The organism is Altericista sp. CCNU0014 (assembly GCF_044923475.1).
Lineage (GTDB): Bacteria > Cyanobacteriota > Cyanobacteriia > Thermosynechococcales > Thermosynechococcaceae > JAAURS01.
In genome coordinates, this window is the sequence record NZ_CP137338.1 from 2,522,195 (window position 1) to 2,537,666 (window position 15,472).

Annotated in this window: 17 protein-coding genes and 1 pseudogene; 12 read left to right on the plus strand and 6 right to left on the minus strand. The window is 48.1% G+C overall.

The genetic code is table 11. The features are described from left to right. Positions 1–113 precede the first annotated feature (113 nt). From R6H26_RS12310 to R6H26_RS12340, 7 genes are all read left to right on the plus strand, one after another. The gene (locus R6H26_RS12310; RefSeq protein ID WP_404790678.1) at positions 114–1,778 is read left to right on the plus strand and encodes a GMC family oxidoreductase; all 1,665 of its coding nucleotides are present in this window, start codon (positions 114–116) and stop codon (positions 1,776–1,778) included. Between the two features lie 59 nt (positions 1,779–1,837). Further along, the gene (locus R6H26_RS12315) at positions 1,838–2,749 is read left to right on the plus strand and encodes a dioxygenase (protein WP_404790679.1); all 912 of its coding nucleotides are present in this window, start codon (positions 1,838–1,840) and stop codon (positions 2,747–2,749) included. Beyond that, entirely contained in the window at positions 2,730–3,203 is a 474-nt protein-coding gene (locus R6H26_RS12320; protein ID WP_404790680.1) for a lipocalin-like domain-containing protein, read from the plus strand. Before R6H26_RS12315 ends, R6H26_RS12320 begins: the two co-directional genes overlap by 20 nt. Before the next feature lie 59 nt (positions 3,204–3,262). After that, positions 3,263–4,129, plus strand: coding sequence for a YwiC-like family protein (locus tag R6H26_RS12325; RefSeq protein WP_404790681.1), 867 nt, complete (start codon positions 3,263–3,265; stop codon positions 4,127–4,129). A gap of 359 nt (positions 4,130–4,488) precedes the next feature. Further along, positions 4,489–5,265: an SAM-dependent methyltransferase gene (locus tag R6H26_RS12330; RefSeq protein WP_404790682.1), complete on the plus strand. Its 777-nt coding sequence runs from the start codon at positions 4,489–4,491 to the stop codon at positions 5,263–5,265. A gap of 4 nt (positions 5,266–5,269) precedes the next feature. After that, positions 5,270–5,611, plus strand: a complete 342-nt coding sequence (locus tag R6H26_RS12335) for a cupin domain-containing protein (protein WP_404790683.1) — start codon at positions 5,270–5,272, stop codon at positions 5,609–5,611. 46 nt (positions 5,612–5,657) lie between these two features. After that, the gene (locus R6H26_RS12340; protein ID WP_404790684.1) at positions 5,658–6,272 is read left to right on the plus strand and encodes a DUF2808 domain-containing protein; all 615 of its coding nucleotides are present in this window, start codon (positions 5,658–5,660) and stop codon (positions 6,270–6,272) included. A gap of 82 nt (positions 6,273–6,354) precedes the next feature. Here R6H26_RS12340 and R6H26_RS12345 read toward each other — a convergent pair whose 3' ends face one another. Further along, positions 6,355–7,080, minus strand: a complete 726-nt coding sequence (locus tag R6H26_RS12345) for a Crp/Fnr family transcriptional regulator (RefSeq protein ID WP_404790685.1) — start codon at positions 7,078–7,080, stop codon at positions 6,355–6,357. Between the two features lie 89 nt (positions 7,081–7,169). Here R6H26_RS12345 and R6H26_RS12350 point away from each other — a divergent pair, with 89 nt between their 5' ends. From R6H26_RS12350 to ndhN (R6H26_RS12360), 3 genes and pseudogenes are all read left to right on the plus strand, one after another. Then, positions 7,170–7,652, plus strand: a complete 483-nt coding sequence (locus R6H26_RS12350) for a hypothetical protein (protein WP_404790686.1) — start codon at positions 7,170–7,172, stop codon at positions 7,650–7,652. A gap of 207 nt (positions 7,653–7,859) precedes the next feature. Next, on the plus strand, positions 7,860–8,564 hold the full coding sequence (locus tag R6H26_RS12355) for an alternative oxidase (protein ID WP_404790687.1): 705 nt from the start codon (positions 7,860–7,862) through the stop codon (positions 8,562–8,564). Beyond that, positions 8,561–8,656 (plus strand): annotated as a pseudogene (ndhN, locus tag R6H26_RS12360) (NAD(P)H-quinone oxidoreductase subunit N); the annotation flags it as partial. The gene R6H26_RS12355 and the pseudogene ndhN (R6H26_RS12360), both read left to right, overlap by 4 nt. Before the next feature lie 12 nt (positions 8,657–8,668). On the opposite strand, the gene R6H26_RS12365 reads toward ndhN (R6H26_RS12360), so the two are convergent. Next, positions 8,669–9,552 (minus strand): IS630 family transposase gene (locus R6H26_RS12365; RefSeq protein ID WP_404783577.1). Its coding sequence is split into 2 segments (ribosomal slippage): positions 8,669–9,223 and positions 9,226–9,552, totalling 882 coding nucleotides; the frame shifts between segments, so codons are not numbered across the junction. A gap of 61 nt (positions 9,553–9,613) precedes the next feature. Between R6H26_RS12365 and ndhN (R6H26_RS12370) the strand changes: the two genes are divergently transcribed. Further along, positions 9,614–10,066, plus strand: a complete 453-nt coding sequence (gene ndhN / locus R6H26_RS12370; protein WP_404791307.1) for an NAD(P)H-quinone oxidoreductase subunit N — start codon at positions 9,614–9,616, stop codon at positions 10,064–10,066. Between the two features lie 3 nt (positions 10,067–10,069). Here ndhN (R6H26_RS12370) and R6H26_RS12375 read toward each other — a convergent pair whose 3' ends face one another. Further along, complete coding sequence (locus R6H26_RS12375) at positions 10,070–11,197, minus strand: aldo/keto reductase (RefSeq protein WP_404790688.1); 1,128 nt, start codon at positions 11,195–11,197, stop codon at positions 10,070–10,072. Between the two features lie 169 nt (positions 11,198–11,366). Here R6H26_RS12375 and R6H26_RS12380 point away from each other — a divergent pair, with 169 nt between their 5' ends. Continuing rightward, positions 11,367–12,254: a LysR family transcriptional regulator gene (locus R6H26_RS12380; protein WP_404790689.1), complete on the plus strand. Its 888-nt coding sequence runs from the start codon at positions 11,367–11,369 to the stop codon at positions 12,252–12,254. Between the two features lie 43 nt (positions 12,255–12,297). Here R6H26_RS12380 and R6H26_RS12385 read toward each other — a convergent pair whose 3' ends face one another. The 3 genes from R6H26_RS12385 to ycaC all read right to left on the minus strand — a co-directional run bounded on the left by R6H26_RS12385 (position 12,298) and on the right by ycaC (position 15,351). Continuing rightward, positions 12,298–12,882 (minus strand): antibiotic biosynthesis monooxygenase, encoded by a 585-nt coding sequence (locus tag R6H26_RS12385; protein WP_404790690.1) that lies wholly within the window; start codon positions 12,880–12,882, stop codon positions 12,298–12,300. Between the two features lie 70 nt (positions 12,883–12,952). After that, positions 12,953–14,512: an iron uptake porin gene (locus tag R6H26_RS12390; RefSeq protein ID WP_404790691.1), complete on the minus strand. Its 1,560-nt coding sequence runs from the start codon at positions 14,510–14,512 to the stop codon at positions 12,953–12,955. A gap of 164 nt (positions 14,513–14,676) precedes the next feature. Beyond that, positions 14,677–15,351 (minus strand): isochorismate family cysteine hydrolase YcaC, encoded by a 675-nt coding sequence (ycaC, locus tag R6H26_RS12395; RefSeq protein WP_404790692.1) that lies wholly within the window; start codon positions 15,349–15,351, stop codon positions 14,677–14,679. Positions 15,352–15,472: the final 121 nt, after the last annotated feature.

The window sequence follows — 15,472 nt, forward strand, 5'->3', positions numbered from 1 at the left end:
TGTGTATCGAGCCTTAAGTTAGTCCTTTACTGGCTTAACTGGTCTGGTTGATTCTAAAAAAGCATCGCAAACTAAAAACGTCAGTTGCATCACTCTCAATGGAGACTATCACGATGCACCCAACAAACGATCGCTCTGTTCAAAAACACCGAATCGACTACGACTTTATAATTGTGGGGGCTGGGGCTGCGGGTTGCGTGCTAGCCGATCGCCTCAGTGCCGATCCGCGCCATCAGGTGCTGCTGCTCGAAGCGGGAATGCCCGATAAAAAACGCGAAATTCGTATTCCCGCCGCCTTCAGCAAGCTGTTCAAAACCGAGTATGACTGGAATTACAGTGCCGTTCCGCAAACGGGACTGCAAGGGCGGGAAAGTTATTGGGCAAAGGGTCGCACCTTAGGCGGCTCCACATCCATTAACGCCATGATGTATTTGCGCGGCGTTCCGGCTGATTACGATGCTTGGGAAGCGCTAGGCAACCCCGGTTGGGGCTGGCAGGGTGTGTTGCCCTACTTCCGTCGCTCTGAGCGTAATAGTCGCGGCAGTGATGAGTTTCATGGGGATAGTGGTTCGCTTCATGTCGAAGATCTGCGCGATCCCAATCCCCTCAGTCGCGCTTTTATTCAAGCTGCACAGGCGATCGGCATATCCCATAACCCTGATTTCAACGGCGCGCAGTTAGATGGAGTGGGGTGGGTACAGGTAACGCAACATCGGGGGCGACGCTGGAGTACTGCCGATGCATTCCTTCGTCCAGCCCAGCGGCACTCTAATCTTCAGGTCATTATGGGCGCGCAGTGTACTCGCATATTGACTCAAAATCGCCGTGCTGTTGGCATCGAGTATCTCCGCGAAGGAACCCGACATACCGTCTCTGCAACTCGCGAAATTATTCTTTCGGGGGGTGCGATCGGCTCGACGCAATTATTGCTGTTATCTGGCATTGGCCCAGCAGCTCAGTTGCGAGAATTGGGAATTGAGGTGGTTTTGGATTTACCAGGCGTGGGACAGAACTTACGCGACCATGTTGCAGTTGCGGTCGTAATGGGGAGTCAGCAACCCGTATCAATGCTAAATGCGAACTCCCCGCTGGAGTTGCTCAAATACTTGCTACTGCGACGCGGCATGTTGACCTCTAGCGTGTTGGAAGCCGCCGCTTTTCTGCGCACTCAGCCCGATCTGGTTGCGCCCGATCTAGAACTGCAATTTGCACCCGTGATGTTTTATAACTACGGGCTAACGCCGCCCACCGCCCATGGCATGACGATCGGCCCCACCCTGATTGCCCCCCGCAGCGTTGGCTCAATGCGATTGCGATCGCCCAATCCCTTGGATTACCCAATTGTTGACCCGCAATATCTGTCCGACTCAGAAGGACACGATCTGAAGGTGATGATAGCAGGCGTGCGGAAAGCCCAGGAAATTTTTGCCGCCAACCCAATGGCACCCTATCGAGGCAATCCGATCCTGCCCGATCGCCTATTGGAGAGCGATCGCGACCTTGAAGAGCATATTCGCTCAACAGCGGATGGATGGTGGCATCCAGTGGGAATGTGCCGCATGGGAACCGATCCGCTAGCCGTGGTCGATCCAACATTGCGGGTTCGTGGCATCGCAAGACTGCGGGTTGCCGATGCCTCCGTAATGCCCACCGTGCCCCGCTGCCACACCATGGCACCCACCATCATGATTGGCGAAAAAGCGGCCGATCTGATCCTTGGGCAAGTTTCCCCTGCATTCAAAAAGCATCCAGATACTCACACAGTTTCTAGCTACTAACCCCACAAAGATACCTAGACAAAACCACCTTCACCCTGTCACGCAATAGGAGTTCAATTATGGAACCCATTACCCTCGACAATATTACGCAAGCCGTCATCAATCACGGCGATCGCGGGACATCTCACCCGCGACTGTACGAAATTTACACGAGTCTAGTGAAACATCTGCACGACTTTGTCCGCGAGGTAAACCTGACCGAACCCGAATTGCAGCAAGGACGGGATTTTATTAACCAGGCCAGTCATCACACCCAAGAGATCCCCATTGGCGAGATTCACATGCTGACGGATCTTCTGGGCATTTCAGAGTTGGTAGAACTTCTACACGATGCCCATCGCGGCACAGAAGACAATCTAGAAGGCCCGCTGTATGTGCCCAACGCACCGGAACGGCAGATGGGCGATCGCTTGGGGAGCGACGCAGAGGGCGATACGCTATTTCTGTCAGGCCGTGTTTTGGATTTGAACGGCGAGCCAATTTCCCATGCCCTCATCGATGTTTGGCAACCCAATTCCAAAGGACTGTATGACATTCAAGATCCCTCTCAGCCGCAATGGAACTTCCGGGGACGGTTTATCACCGATGCCAGTGGCAAGTATGCCTTTGAAACCGTCGTGCCGATGGGGTACAAAGTGCCATCCAGTGGGCCGTCAGGCGAGTTGCTGCAACGGCTGGGCAGACATCCCTGGCGAGCAGCCCATATTCATTTCAAATTGAGTGCCCCAGAATGCGCTCCCTTAACAACTCAAATTTATATCCATGGCGATCCTCACCTGGATTCAGATACGACCTTTGCCGTGAGAACCGCGATCGTTTCGCTGCAAAAGCACGAAGCACCGGATGAAATTCAGACCCGAAATCAAAGTAAACCGTTTTACACGACTGAGTTTGACTTTGTGCTAAAGCCACTTACGCTAGTGGAGAACCGCAACGCAACCCCTCAATCCCATGACTACGCCACCCGCTGAATCTAATCCGCTCGTCGGCATTTGGAAGCTGCTGTCTGCGATCGCCATCCACCCAGATGGAACCGTTAATCCCGAGGCGTATGGCGCAAATCCCACTGGATATATCACCTACACCGCTGAGGGACACATGATGGTGATGTTTGCCAAGAGCGATCGCCCACCGTTTAGCCGAGACGTGCGATCGCCATTGAGTGAGGAGATGAGTGCAGTCGCGATTGAAGAACTGGCTCATGCATTTACGAGCTTCAACGCCTACGCTGGAACTTATACATGGGACGGCAACATCGTTCGTCATCATCTCACCATTACTTCAATCCCAAATCGGTTAGGAACAACGTTAGTTCGTACCTTTGCAATCAGCGACGATCGCCTTGCACTGAGAACACCAGAAACAATTGGGACTGGTGGCGCAATGGTCTTTGAACTTCTGTGGGAACGTCTGAAATCTCAATGACATAAAGCGGTGTTGTCATTCTTTAAAATCCCGCCATCAACAATACCAGGAGAGCAATTATGACGACACCAACCACTAACCCGACCGTAGAATCGCCCCAACCACCGCAGGATTGGATGGCAAATTTGTCCGCCTGGATGCGTCCGACCGTTTCGCCAGAACATGGCGTATATGTCGTACTGCTGGTTTCTTTCGTAACGGGAGCTGCCGCCGCACAGCATTGGACCTGGGCAACAACATTCGCGTCGATTTGTGCGATTTGCGGGTTTCAAGCAGAGCACCCATTAGCGATTCAAATTCGCCAACGAAAAACCTGGAAACCACGGCTTTTACTGTGGGGGATTGTGTATGGCGGCATCTCAAGTGCGATCGCATTCTACCTTTACTGGCGCACTGGGGATCTTTTCTCGCCGTTGCTGTGGATTTATCTAGGCGCGATCGCAGCTTTGCTTTTTGACGGTTTTTCGATTTGGCATCGAGAGCAAAAATCGATTATCAATGAGATCGTCACCTTTGCTGCCGTCAGTTTGTCGGCACCCTTTTCCTATGTCGTCTCCACAAACCATATTTCAACGGTGGCAATTGGACTATGGCTACTGAACGCGTTGTTTTTTTCCAGTTCTATTTTCACTGTTAAACTTCGCAAACTCAAGAAAGACGAATCGCTTACTCCCGCCATTCAACGAATCGTTGTCTATCATCTCTTAGCCACAGGGATAATAATAGGTTTGTATGCCTTTGACATTCTACCTCAGTTTACGGCCTTGAGCTTTGGAGTTGTTTTAATTAAAGTCGGATTGATTCTATGGCAACAGCAATGGTATTGCACAACCCGAATTCAGTCTGTTGCCATGCTCGAAACGTTGTCAGCGTTGCTATTTTTTGGCTTGTCAGCGATCTCTGTTCTCCCTAATCATTTAGGGTAATGATGGGAAATTTCGTTCCAATCTCAGCATTACTCTTTTGTTTTGTCTTGTGACACCAAATCTACTTGTTGTAGCTACATATCAAGATCCCCCTAAATCCCCCTTAAAAAGGGGGACTATGAATGAATTCCCCCCTTTTTCTTGGCGTAGCCGCTCTGAAAGAGCTAGGGGGGTTAGGGGGGATCAGATGTGTAGCGCGATCTTGCAGAATTGGCATGAGAAGTTGCTCAAAAATTGTTTGAACTAATTTGAGCGCAACTATGAGCTAGCTCATAGTCTTTGTTGAAGTAGAGTGGCAAAGTTAAATCAGTACAGAAGGAATAACAACCCCAGTCATATGAATCCAGGAGAAAAATATCGTGACTACAGCAACACTCAATCTCCAAACCGCTCCAGGCTATAAAGTATTGGCCGCCGCTGGTAAAACCGTCCTCCGTCCTGGTGGGAAACAGGCAACACAGCAACTCCTGCAATGGGCTGATTTTAAACCCGGTGCAACCGTTCTAGAGTTAGCATCCGGTTTGGGAACTAGCGCGATCGCCCTTGCAAAACGCTACCGTGTCCGCGTCATTGGCATCGAGAACAATCCCCGTCATCTCGCGCTAGCTCAAGCCAAGGTTAAAGCTGCCGGACTTTCAGATCGAGTCCAAATCCGCTCAGGGAATGTCTTTGCGTTAGACGAGATTGCTGAAACCTTTGATTATATTATTGCTGAAGCAATTCTGACGATGCAATCCGATGTTGGCAAAGCGAACATTTTAAGGAGCGTATTCGATCGCCTCAACCCAGGAGGAGTATTTCTATCCCATGAAGCGATCGCCCGTCATCATCAAGCAGCACTCCATCACGATCTTGCCGAAGTACTGCGGGTCAACGCAACGCCATTATCTGTTGAAGATTGGATCGCTACTTTTGAATCTACCGGGTTTCAGGTTCAACAGCACCAAACGGGTGCAATGCAATTACTGAACCCAGCCCAGGTGATTCAGGATGAAGGGATTTTCAATACCTTACAGATTGTACGGAATCTCCTCACTCAACCTCAACTTCGGAACCGGATATTTTCCATCAAACAAGTTTTTCAGCAACACCAACAAGATCTCGGTTACATCATTCTTTCAGCTACTAAGGGTTAAGATCGTGAATACTTTATTACAGCAAAACTCTGTGATTTGCCTGAAGAGTGCGATCGCCTATCCTGACTCAGGGGTTCAGCGTCAGACTCTGCTAGAAGATGCCAATTGTCGATATATTCTGCTTTCGATGGCAGCAGGAGCCAAGGTTGCCGAACATGCTGCATCTCGCAATGTCACCGTTCAGGGGATTGAAGGGCAAGGACTGCTCACTCTCAAGGGAAAAGCCTTATTACTAGAACCCGGTGTGTTGATCTTTATGCCTGCATCAGCGCTTCATTCCATCAGTGCTGACACGAATCTGACTGTGCTGTTAACACTCTCAGAGAAAGTAGACCACAACCCGTAGTTTTTCAGACCGTTGTTTTTTCGATTAATTTATGGAGACAAATCTCATGATTACACCAATTACTAAAATCAATCTAACCTCTGCTCTCAATCCTCGATTTCTAGGAACGAGCTTACTCCTGGCGGGATTAATTTTCCCGAGTGTTCTATCGTCGTCCGTCCAAGCGGTTTCTCTCAGCAATGGACGTGCTGCCTTTGACCATGCGCCACGACTGGTAAGAGCTTCGACCAATTTTCAGGAAACCCGAGTTTCAGGAACAACCCATCAGTTTACGATCGCGGTTCCGGAGGATGCGGGAGAATCGCTCAAAGCGGTCACAATTTCTCAACCTAGCAATCTGGAGCGCATCGACTACGAAGTCAACCAAAGCAAAGCCTTTGCAGGCGACCTATTCCGCAAAGGTTCCAGCGATCGTATCGCACGGGGAACCGAAATCCCCCTGGCGAGCATCGGTGGGCCTCAGTCTGCTGACGGTGAGGTGACGATTGTGTTCGATCGACCTGTCCCTCCTGGCAAGGCGGTGACGGTTGAACTGACTTCTCAAAAAAATCCAGATTGGGATGGTGTGTATCTCTTTGGGATTACTGCATATCCAGAAGGAGAAAAGAGCCCCGGTCTGTTTTTAGGATATGGTCGTCTCAACTTCCATGGACCAGAGTAAGCAGTCATTTGAGCGGTGATTTTGTTGAGTCTCATGGCTCTTTAAAATCACCGCTCAAAAATAGGGTGACTGAACAACTATTTCAGATATCGTATTCACCCTGAGCGATCGCCTCCAATCCGTCTCGATCTAACACTAAGATCTGTCCCCCGCGACGATAGCTGACCACAGATTGAAGCTGCTTAAACAAACGGACGCATTCTTCGTAGGTAATGCCAATACTGCGAGCAATATGGTAATAAGACAATCGAGCCTTTAAAGATGAACCTTTCTCCGTTCTGTCTGTTCCCTGCTCCGTTGCTGTCATCTGAATTAGTTGCGCCAACCGGACAATCGCCCGCTCAGAAGCCATCCCATGTACAATCGTATGGAGATGTTGTAGCCGTTCAGTCAAAATACCAATCATCCGCAGACCCAGCTCTGGCTCCTTTTGAAGCATTTCTAGTAACGCATTGCGATCGACCGTCAGAATTTGGCAAGCGTCCTCAGCTACTACCGTAGCAGGAGAAATACCGTCCCCAAATAAACTGGGGATCGCAAAAATTTCTCCCATAGATAAGGATCTCAAAATGGTTTCTTTACCTGTAGATGCAGTTTTCTTAACCTGAATGGCTCCCGTCAGCACAGCAAATAGCTTTAGAGGCAGGCGATCGCCCTCATGGAGTATAACTTCACCCCGTAAATAGGATTTAGTAGCAGCATGGGGCTGCAAACAGACTAAGCGCTCGCAATCTAAGTCAGAGAAAATAGAAATTTGCTGTAGTTGTTCGGGAGTAACTAGCACGATCGAGTATTTATCCTTTTCCAAAACTGACGTGACTGAATATGAGCTAGCTCAAGGTCTTTTTTGACAAACTCTGACACATTGAATGTAGACGAGAGTAAGAGGACAACACCATGAAGACGCTTCAAGACCATGCAACCGATCGTAAAGTGGAAACCTTAGCCAAGCTCTATCTGGAAAGCAGCCCTGCTGAAATTTGCGATGAAACGATCTCCGAACTGTGTGATTGGTTGATGGGTGAATTTCAGCAACTCCCGCTTAATTTGTGCTTCTCAGATTATTCCCATTATGATAGCGCAGAAGAAGTCTTTGCAGATATCGAGCAAGATCGACTTTGGGTGAGCACCGAAGCCTACGACACTTCGATTGGCTCCAGTCCATTTTATGGGGGAGTGCTTTCAGCACTCCATGACTACGACCATTATCGGTCCCATAGCGATTGGACGATGGAAGGAGAAATTGCGGCCTATCGGGCAACTGCCAATCGTGCGCCTAGCCTTGCTATTCAAAAAATATTGTACTCCCAAATTGTGCTGAGGGCTGCAACCCATATCTACCTGGGGCACACTCCCAAGCCTAAGGTTGTTTTTCCCTAGAACTATAGTTTTACTTGCTGGAGCTCTTTACAAAATTCCATAATCTAGGAGATTCGGACATAGAAAATATAATACCTTCAACCCATCCATCAGTGGAACTACCTCTCGAAGTCACATTGGTTCCCAAGAATGCACCATTAATAGAGACAGAAGTAATACCTCAAATTCAACAAAATAGTTCGGTGTCTGATTTTGGAGAAATACGCCATGAAGATGTTGATTCGTGCAATTGTTGGCATTTTAGTGTTCGTAACAGACGTGGTCTATAAAAACCGCCCTTACCCGCGTTTCTACGTTCTGGAAACCATTGCCCGCGTGCCTTACTTTGCATACTTATCCGTTCTTCACCTCAATGAAACCATTGGCATTTGGCGCAAAGCCGATTGGCTGAAAATTCATTTCGCCGAAACCTGGAATGAACTCCATCATCTTCTGATTATGGAATCTCTGGGAGGGAATCGTAACTGGGGCGATCGCTTCTTGGCGCAACACTTGGCGATCGCCTACTACTGGCTCATCGTACCGCTCTACATTGTACTCCCCAGATATGCTTACTACACCATGGAGCTGATCGAGGAACATGCCTATCAAACCTACGATACTTATCTAAAAGCCAATGAGGAACTCCTTAAAATGCAGCCCGCACCTCAAGTCGCAATCAACTACTACCGAGATGGCGATCTCTATATGTTTGAGGAGATGCAAACTACATCTCAATCTATATTTCGCCGTCCTAAGGTAGATAACCTCTATGACGTGTTTATTAATGTTCGGGATGACGAAAGAGAACATGTCAAAACAATGGTGGCCTGTCAGCAGCCAGAAGCACAGCTAACCTTTAGGAGTCCCCACGATACCAACGCTTTCGCTCATGCTACTGCCAAAGCGATGAGGTTAAATGAAAGATCGTGACGTTGTTAATTTCTGGTAAACGGTTTATCCGAGATTTAGAAAAAGAAGGGGCGTTGGGCCTGTATGTTCCGCCAGAAGGTGGTTTTGAAGGACGTTATATAGCCCTACGCAAATACGTTAGGACAGTTCTTAAAAGCGGCATCGACACAATCGCGAAAGCAGTCAAATTCATCCCATCGTTGCTTCATCCAGTTTTTGAGTACAAACCACCAATTCTCAATCTTGTTCAAGTCTGGGGAATAGGCAGGTAGATACCAGATCTCGCATCCTGCGGCTGCCACCATATCATCAATCGCTTGAGAGGAATGGAAGCTTGCATTATCAATGATGATGATATCCCCTTGGTTCAATTGTGGGAGCAAACAATCCTCTAGCCACATCTCAAATAAGTCTCGATTGCAGGTTCCATCAAAAGTCATTGGTGCAAAGATATCTTTTTGTCGCAGTGCAGCAATCCAACTGACGCGTTCGGTGCGCTTGCCTGATTTAAGTGCATGGAAACGTGCTCCTACCTCACAATACCCATAAGCGTAGTCTTCTCGATTATCTGTTCCTGCTTCATCGACATAGACGAGCTGTTGAGGCAGTGTGGTCTTTAATCGCTCCTTAAAGGCGTCTCGCTGAAGTTCATCGCGTTCTCGGTACCCGTAAGTCTTTTTTTTCGACTCAATCCAATCTTTCGAAGGGCATCACTGATGTTTTGCTGACTCACGTTGTCTCCCCAGAGCTTTGCCATTTGCGCTTGGGTCTTCTCTCCATGCTGTTTTGCAAATTCACGAAACCGTTCCCAGTCTGTGATTTTATGGCAGCAGCCTTGTTGATAATGGGTAATGGCGTGACAGTGACCCACTTCTTGTTTTCGTTTAAGCCATTGGTCCAGGGTATTTCGACTGATGTTCATCATCCGAGCGACTTTTGTTTTCCCTTCTCCTCGCTCCACCGCAGCGATCACTTTTTGACGAAAATCTTCACTGTAAGGGGATGGCATTAGCGCTCCTGGCTTTGCATTTTCTCCTAAGATACGTCCTTAGACGACCTCGTAGGGCTATATACGTCGGCTACGGGCATTTGGCTATTCTGTTTTACCCATTTCTGCCCCCGGACTTGGAGATTTGGCGTCCTATTTTACCCAGATTCATGGCGTGCGGCCTGCTCACCTGGGTAAAAGCACGAGCGGTTCGACTGATTGGGGTATCCAAGTTCAATTTTTACCCCCCATCGTCAACTACCACCTAGAAAATCTACCGCCCAAAACAAAGGGTTTGGCGCTTTGGTTGATTGATGGCAAGAAGCTAGACTTTCAGGAGCTAACCTATCTCAGCACTTTACCCAGCCAGGAACCGAAGGTCAAAATTTTGATTGAGCTGGGGGGCGATCGCAAGTTCAGTTGGCGACCCTTGAAAGACTGCATCCATTCATCTTTTGATGTTCCCTCCGCTCATACTATCGATCCGATAAAGCTTACTGCAACCGCAAGGACGAATCGATCTGCTCGATCGTAAATATCAGGTGTTCTTCGCGCTTCTAGCATTTTGAGTGGCAGCTAACCCAGGCAGACTCACCAAGCCCGCAAACTGTTTGCCCGGATAGGGTGGCGTTTGGGCAAGTTTATCGAAGCCCGGTAGACTTTCCATGTGCTGTACCATTCGGGCGCGCATGGCATTGTCCGGCAGCGCTCCTTTAAGTGCTCCCATATTTTGAGACATATGCTCGGGATTTGTAGTGGCTGGAATTGCCGCAGTCACCGCAGGATGCGAAATGACGTACTTGAGGAAAAACTGTGCCCAGTTTTCGCAGTCGATCTCGCGAGCAAAGTCAGGAAGCTTTTGACCTTGAACCAATTGGAACAGCCGAGCTTTCTCAAAGGGCATATTCGCCAATACTGCGGTTCCTCGCTCTGCTGCCGCTGGCAAAATTCTCTCCTCAGCTCCCCGCTCTAAAATCGAATAGCGGATTTGCACAAAATCCAGATCGCCTTTCTCAATCCAATTCAGCATTACTGGAGAATACAGCGGCATCTCATGGTGCGTCACGCCAACATAGCGGATTTTGCCCGCTTGTTTCCATTCCTTGAGCAAGGGCAGAATGATATCCACATTCACCAGAGTATGAACCTGCATCGCATCGATGCGATCTCGCGACAATCGTCTCAAAGACTGCTCGAATTGTCGCTCAGCCTGACTTCTATCTCCCAAATACTCACCCGTTGCCCAGATCTTATTCGTAATAAACAGATCGCTTGTAATGCCAAGTGTTTTAGCAAACTCGCCCACATTGACTTCCGACATCCCGTAGAGTGGCGAGACATCGATCGTTCGTCCCCCGCCCTCCCAAAAGCGGCGCATGACTTGCCGGATATTGTCACGGGGCTGGTTTTCTAACACATCGAAGGTGAGGAAGGTCCCCATTCCAATCGCAGGCACTCTTTCTTTAGTGCGCGGAATCTGTTTCATAATTAGCTCTGAAGATTGATTTCGCAAAGGCGGCGAGGTTTGCCCCTGTGCTTGTCCAGTTTCATAGCCATTCAGAGCCGTAGGAATGGCAGCACCTACAGCCCCCAATCCCATCAGTCGAAGCGTCGTTCGTCGGGAGAGCGATCGCTCGGTTGCCGACTGGGTCTCATCCTTATTCATAACAGTTTCTCCTACGGTGAAATCAAAATAGAGGTGCTTGGTCAGATCGTGCTAGCGTAAGTTAATAAAAATTACTGAACGCTAAAATCTATACTAAAAGTAAAATAGCAAGTTATTGTTTCTAATTAGCTATGGCGTAATAATCTAAAGTTATTAACAAATCGCTTCTATGGAACTCCGTCAACTTGAATCTTTTATTACGGTGGCTGAAGAACTGCACTTCGGTCGAGCGGCCCAGGCGCTGCACCTCAGCCAGCCAGCCCTGAGCAAACAAATTCAAGCTTTAGAGGATAGTTTGGGAATCAAACTGTTCGAGCGAACCAAACATTGGGTGAGATTGACGATCGCCGGACAAAAATTTCTCGAAACTGCATATCGAATTTCGCAGGAGGTAGAAGAAGGTATCCAAGTTGCCAGACAGGTCGATCGTGGAGAGATAGGGAGGCTCAGAATTGGCTTCACGGAGGCGACGTTGTTTAGCATTGCGCCAGATATTGTCAAGATCTACCGCGAGCGGCACCCGCAGGTCGAATTGATCCTCAGCAGTCACGGCACGGAGGCTAATGTCGAAGCATTGCGCACCCGCCAAATCGATGTGGGCTTTGTCTATCTTCCGATTCGCGAGCCGTCTCTCTCAATTCATCCATTATTTGAAGAACGGTACATTGCCGCTTTGCCTATTTCCCATCGATTGGTTCGACAAAAACAGATTGCGCTTCAGTCTTTGGCCAACGAACCGCTGATTTTTTACCCGCGATCGCTCGCACCGAACCTCTATGCAAATTTCATCAAATGCTGCGAGCGGGATGGGTTTGTGCCCAATATTGTGCAGGAAGCGGAACTTGCCCAAACTCGTTTGGGATTAGCGGCGGCGGGCGTTGGTATTACATTTGTGCTCTCGGATATGCAAAACCTTACTGCCAAAGGAGTTGTTTATCGACCTATAGTTGGAGATTTTCTGACGCTAAAACTAGCGATCGCATGGAGACAGAATGAGTCTTCACCTGTCGTACATGAATGTGTCAAGGTAGTCTCTGCTCTTTCGGCGATCGTTTAGTAAGGTCAATATATCTCCTTCGCATTCTTGGTTTATTTGTGATTTATCTGCGTTTTGGATAGAGCCAACCATAAAATAGTCGCGTCACACGAGGCATTACCAGATAGGTCAAGATGAAAACAGTAACCATTGTGAGAACAAACGATCGTACCAAGAAATGCAAATCGATCAATGCCGGAGTCAGCACCAGCCCCAAAACTTGAGAAACCGCAAAGACCGCTAAGGCGGTCAAAATTGACATTTTGTAGCGAGGGGGCGGAGCCGTCATCGGCTTGTCAGGCAGTGTAAACCAAACCTCCAGCCCCGTCAGAGTTTGAATATCTTCTGGCCTTTCAATCAAGGGCTGCAATCGCTCAATCCAGTCTCGCCGAACATCTGATTCTAGCCAGATCTTGAGATTGTCGTAGCAATCGAACTTGAGAATGACCACGTACTCAGGATGGGCGTGATCTTGGGGGTGAATTGCGCTGACACCCAGATATCCTTTGAATTTTCGTGCATCTGCGGCGATGCCATGAAACCATGCTTCGTAACCATGCTCGCGTCCTGGCCTCACGACATGAGAAATCACAGCGGTGACTGGACCGTTTTCTTCAATAGTGCTGCTTGCTAACGGTTCATTCAACATAGAATTTAACATCCCGATAAACGATCGTGGCCCAAAAAGAAGAATGGCTTTTACCGTGTCTGTATAGACTCTAAAACTGAAACGTCGTCCGAATGGTGCCAACAAAAATTGTGTCATTATTGCTGTTGTGCTCGGGGTTAGTAATGGCGATCGCACCAGGAGTAATTGAGATATTGTCGTTCACTTGAAATCGATAGAAGGCTTCAAAATGAAGTGAAGTATTGCGATCGACTATCCCAAACTCATTCCCGATCGCTTTGGGGGGTTGTCCAAAGACGAAGCCCAGTAAGTTTCCTTTCTTGCCTAAATCTGGGAATCCAAAATTAACAGCATAGTAAAAAATCTCAGCGGTGGGATCGTTGGGCAGGTCTTGAGCTGATGCCTGGAGATAGCCTACCCATCCCCCCAAGCTGAAGGTAGGGTTAACGAGCCAGGAAGCCTTAAGACTATAGCTATTCCCAATAATACTGTTACTGGCTCCATTGAAGGGATCGTTAGTAATAGCACTGCTTGTACCGATATCGATTGCATTCAAAGAACGCGCATAGGTTAAGCCAAAACTTAAAGATTTCGTGGGCTTGAACGTCAGTTGTGCGAGGGCAGAGAAGGGGCCATTCAATAATCCAGATCCTGCGGTTGGTTTGCCAGCCTCACTCACAAGATAAACTAGCGTCAAATTGATGGCTGAGTTGACATTATAACTAATACCAATACCTGTGCCACCTGTTTCTTCGCGGTAGATGGGGCTGCGAACTCCAAATGCAGAAATAGAACCTCTGCCATCACTACCTAATAGAGGGTTAATGGTATCCGCTACGTCAAACAAGGTGCCCTGGGCAATCACAGTTACCTTAGCAGCAGACCCGATAGGGAACTGATAATAGAGTTGATTTAGAATGAACTGATTGCCTGTATCGCCATCAAAACTTAGGCGAGCCATATTTGTGCCTGTAGCTTCCCGAAAGTTCGGAATATTGCCAGCCTGCAATCGAATTCTCAGTAAATCTTGCCCTGTAAAACTGGTGTTAAGAATCAATCGCACGCGATCGCTAAAAATGATATTGTCGCCGATCTTACCCCTAGAACCAGTTGTTTCTCCTGGTGACACAGCTTTATCGCCGCCAAATGTACCACTCACAGCAAATACTGCTTCTCCGGTCAGTTTTGTGGTGGGAGAGAATTGCTGAGACTCTAATTGAGCTGTGTGGGCTTCTAAGGAATCCACCCGTCCATGCAAGGTTGAGAGTTCTGGTGCAAACTCTTTTTGAAGTCTTTGCAGCGTTTGTTGTAAATCTTCTCTCTCAGCTACAGCTACGGTTGTACTTGCTAGTAGCGGATTGAGCCGATCGAGACACGCATTCAACCCAGCAGCAAACTCATAGCGAATGATTGAACGATTGCCCTGAAATAGTTGACTCGGATACCCAGCCATACAGTCATAGCGATCGACTAAAGCTTGTAATGCTGCAAATGCCCAATCGGTGGGTTGCACATCAGCTAGTTGATTCACAGAGGTGACTTGACCTTGCAAGGTCTCTTGGGCAATAGCAGACTTAACCAGGGATTGGTGAATCAGAGAGCCTCCAAAGATCAGATATGATAGGAGAATCGACTGAAAGAGAAATTTCATTGAGAATTAATCTCCTTGAAACGCCGGATTACTCGGTAATTTTGGCGTAACCACTTAGCTAGGATCGATCGCTGGCGATCGATCCTAGCCATCCATGAAATTATCAAGTGTTGCTGCAATGCTGCAAATAAAGTTGACACTTAGCAATGACAACATCCACTCAGCTACACACGACTCATGAGGCGCTCACTGCTGGCAGAGCCAGTGGTAGAGACAGCACTTGATGTTGCTGCATAGCTAGTCATCAGGTTTTTGTAGTCAGGAATAAACCCTCCTAAGAGATTACCCAGCCCTTCAATATCGTTCCGCCAGTCACGGTGCAATTCACCCACCACGCTAAACCAATTGACCAACTGAACGCCAGCACGAGACATCCGATCCCAAGCGGCATAGCGACAGGCTTCATCGACGGTGCCAGAGGCATCAGTAACCACAAAAACGTCATACCCTGCCTCCAATGCCGAAAGCGCGCAAAATGTAACGCATACGTCAGTGACAATCCCAGCAATGATCAATTGCTTCTTGCCTGTTGCTTTAACTGCTTTAACAAAATCCTCATTGTCCCAAGCGTTGATCTGCCCGGGGCGTGGAATAAAGGGAGCATCTGGAAACGTCTCCTTCAATTCCGGCACGATCGCTCCATTGGGACCATCCTCAAAGCTGGTTGTCAAGACTGTAGGCAGGTTGAAAAACTTGGCTACACTTGCCAGCGCCAGTACATTATTTTTGAAGTCGGTGGCACCAAAATCACGCACAAGCGAGAACAGTCCAGTTTGGTGATCAACCAGTAAAACCGCAGCATTATCCTTGTCCAAGCGATTGTACTTAAATGCAGACATCAGGTATTTCTCCTATTTGAGTGATTGGTGAATGAGGAATTGCAGAAAAGAATCAAAAATCATAAATTCCTTTCAAGGGCTTATAGCGTAAGCTATTGCGCCATGAACTAAGTTTGAAAGA

Bases quoted from the DNA above. Each gene is read 5' to 3' on its own strand.
- R6H26_RS12355 (WP_404790687.1), top strand. From the start codon at position 7,860: ATGAAGATGTTGATTCGTGCAATTGTTGGCATTTTAGTGTTCGTAACA.
- ycaC (WP_404790692.1), bottom strand. From the start codon at position 15,351: ATGTCTGCATTTAAGTACAATCGCTTGGACAAGGATAATGCTGCGGTT.
- R6H26_RS12325 (WP_404790681.1), top strand. From the start codon at position 3,263: ATGACGACACCAACCACTAACCCGACCGTAGAATCGCCCCAACCACCG.
- R6H26_RS12385 (WP_404790690.1), bottom strand. From the start codon at position 12,882: ATGTTGAATGAACCGTTAGCAAGCAGCACTATTGAAGAAAACGGTCCA.
- R6H26_RS12375 (WP_404790688.1), bottom strand. From the start codon at position 11,197: ATGAATAAGGATGAGACCCAGTCGGCAACCGAGCGATCGCTCTCCCGA.
- R6H26_RS12315 (WP_404790679.1), top strand. From the start codon at position 1,838: ATGGAACCCATTACCCTCGACAATATTACGCAAGCCGTCATCAATCAC.
- R6H26_RS12310 (WP_404790678.1), top strand. From the start codon at position 114: ATGCACCCAACAAACGATCGCTCTGTTCAAAAACACCGAATCGACTAC.
- R6H26_RS12390 (WP_404790691.1), bottom strand. From the start codon at position 14,512: ATGAAATTTCTCTTTCAGTCGATTCTCCTATCATATCTGATCTTTGGA.
- R6H26_RS12380 (WP_404790689.1), top strand. From the start codon at position 11,367: ATGGAACTCCGTCAACTTGAATCTTTTATTACGGTGGCTGAAGAACTG.
- R6H26_RS12320 (WP_404790680.1), top strand. From the start codon at position 2,730: ATGACTACGCCACCCGCTGAATCTAATCCGCTCGTCGGCATTTGGAAG.
- R6H26_RS12340 (WP_404790684.1), top strand. From the start codon at position 5,658: ATGATTACACCAATTACTAAAATCAATCTAACCTCTGCTCTCAATCCT.
- R6H26_RS12350 (WP_404790686.1), top strand. From the start codon at position 7,170: ATGAAGACGCTTCAAGACCATGCAACCGATCGTAAAGTGGAAACCTTA.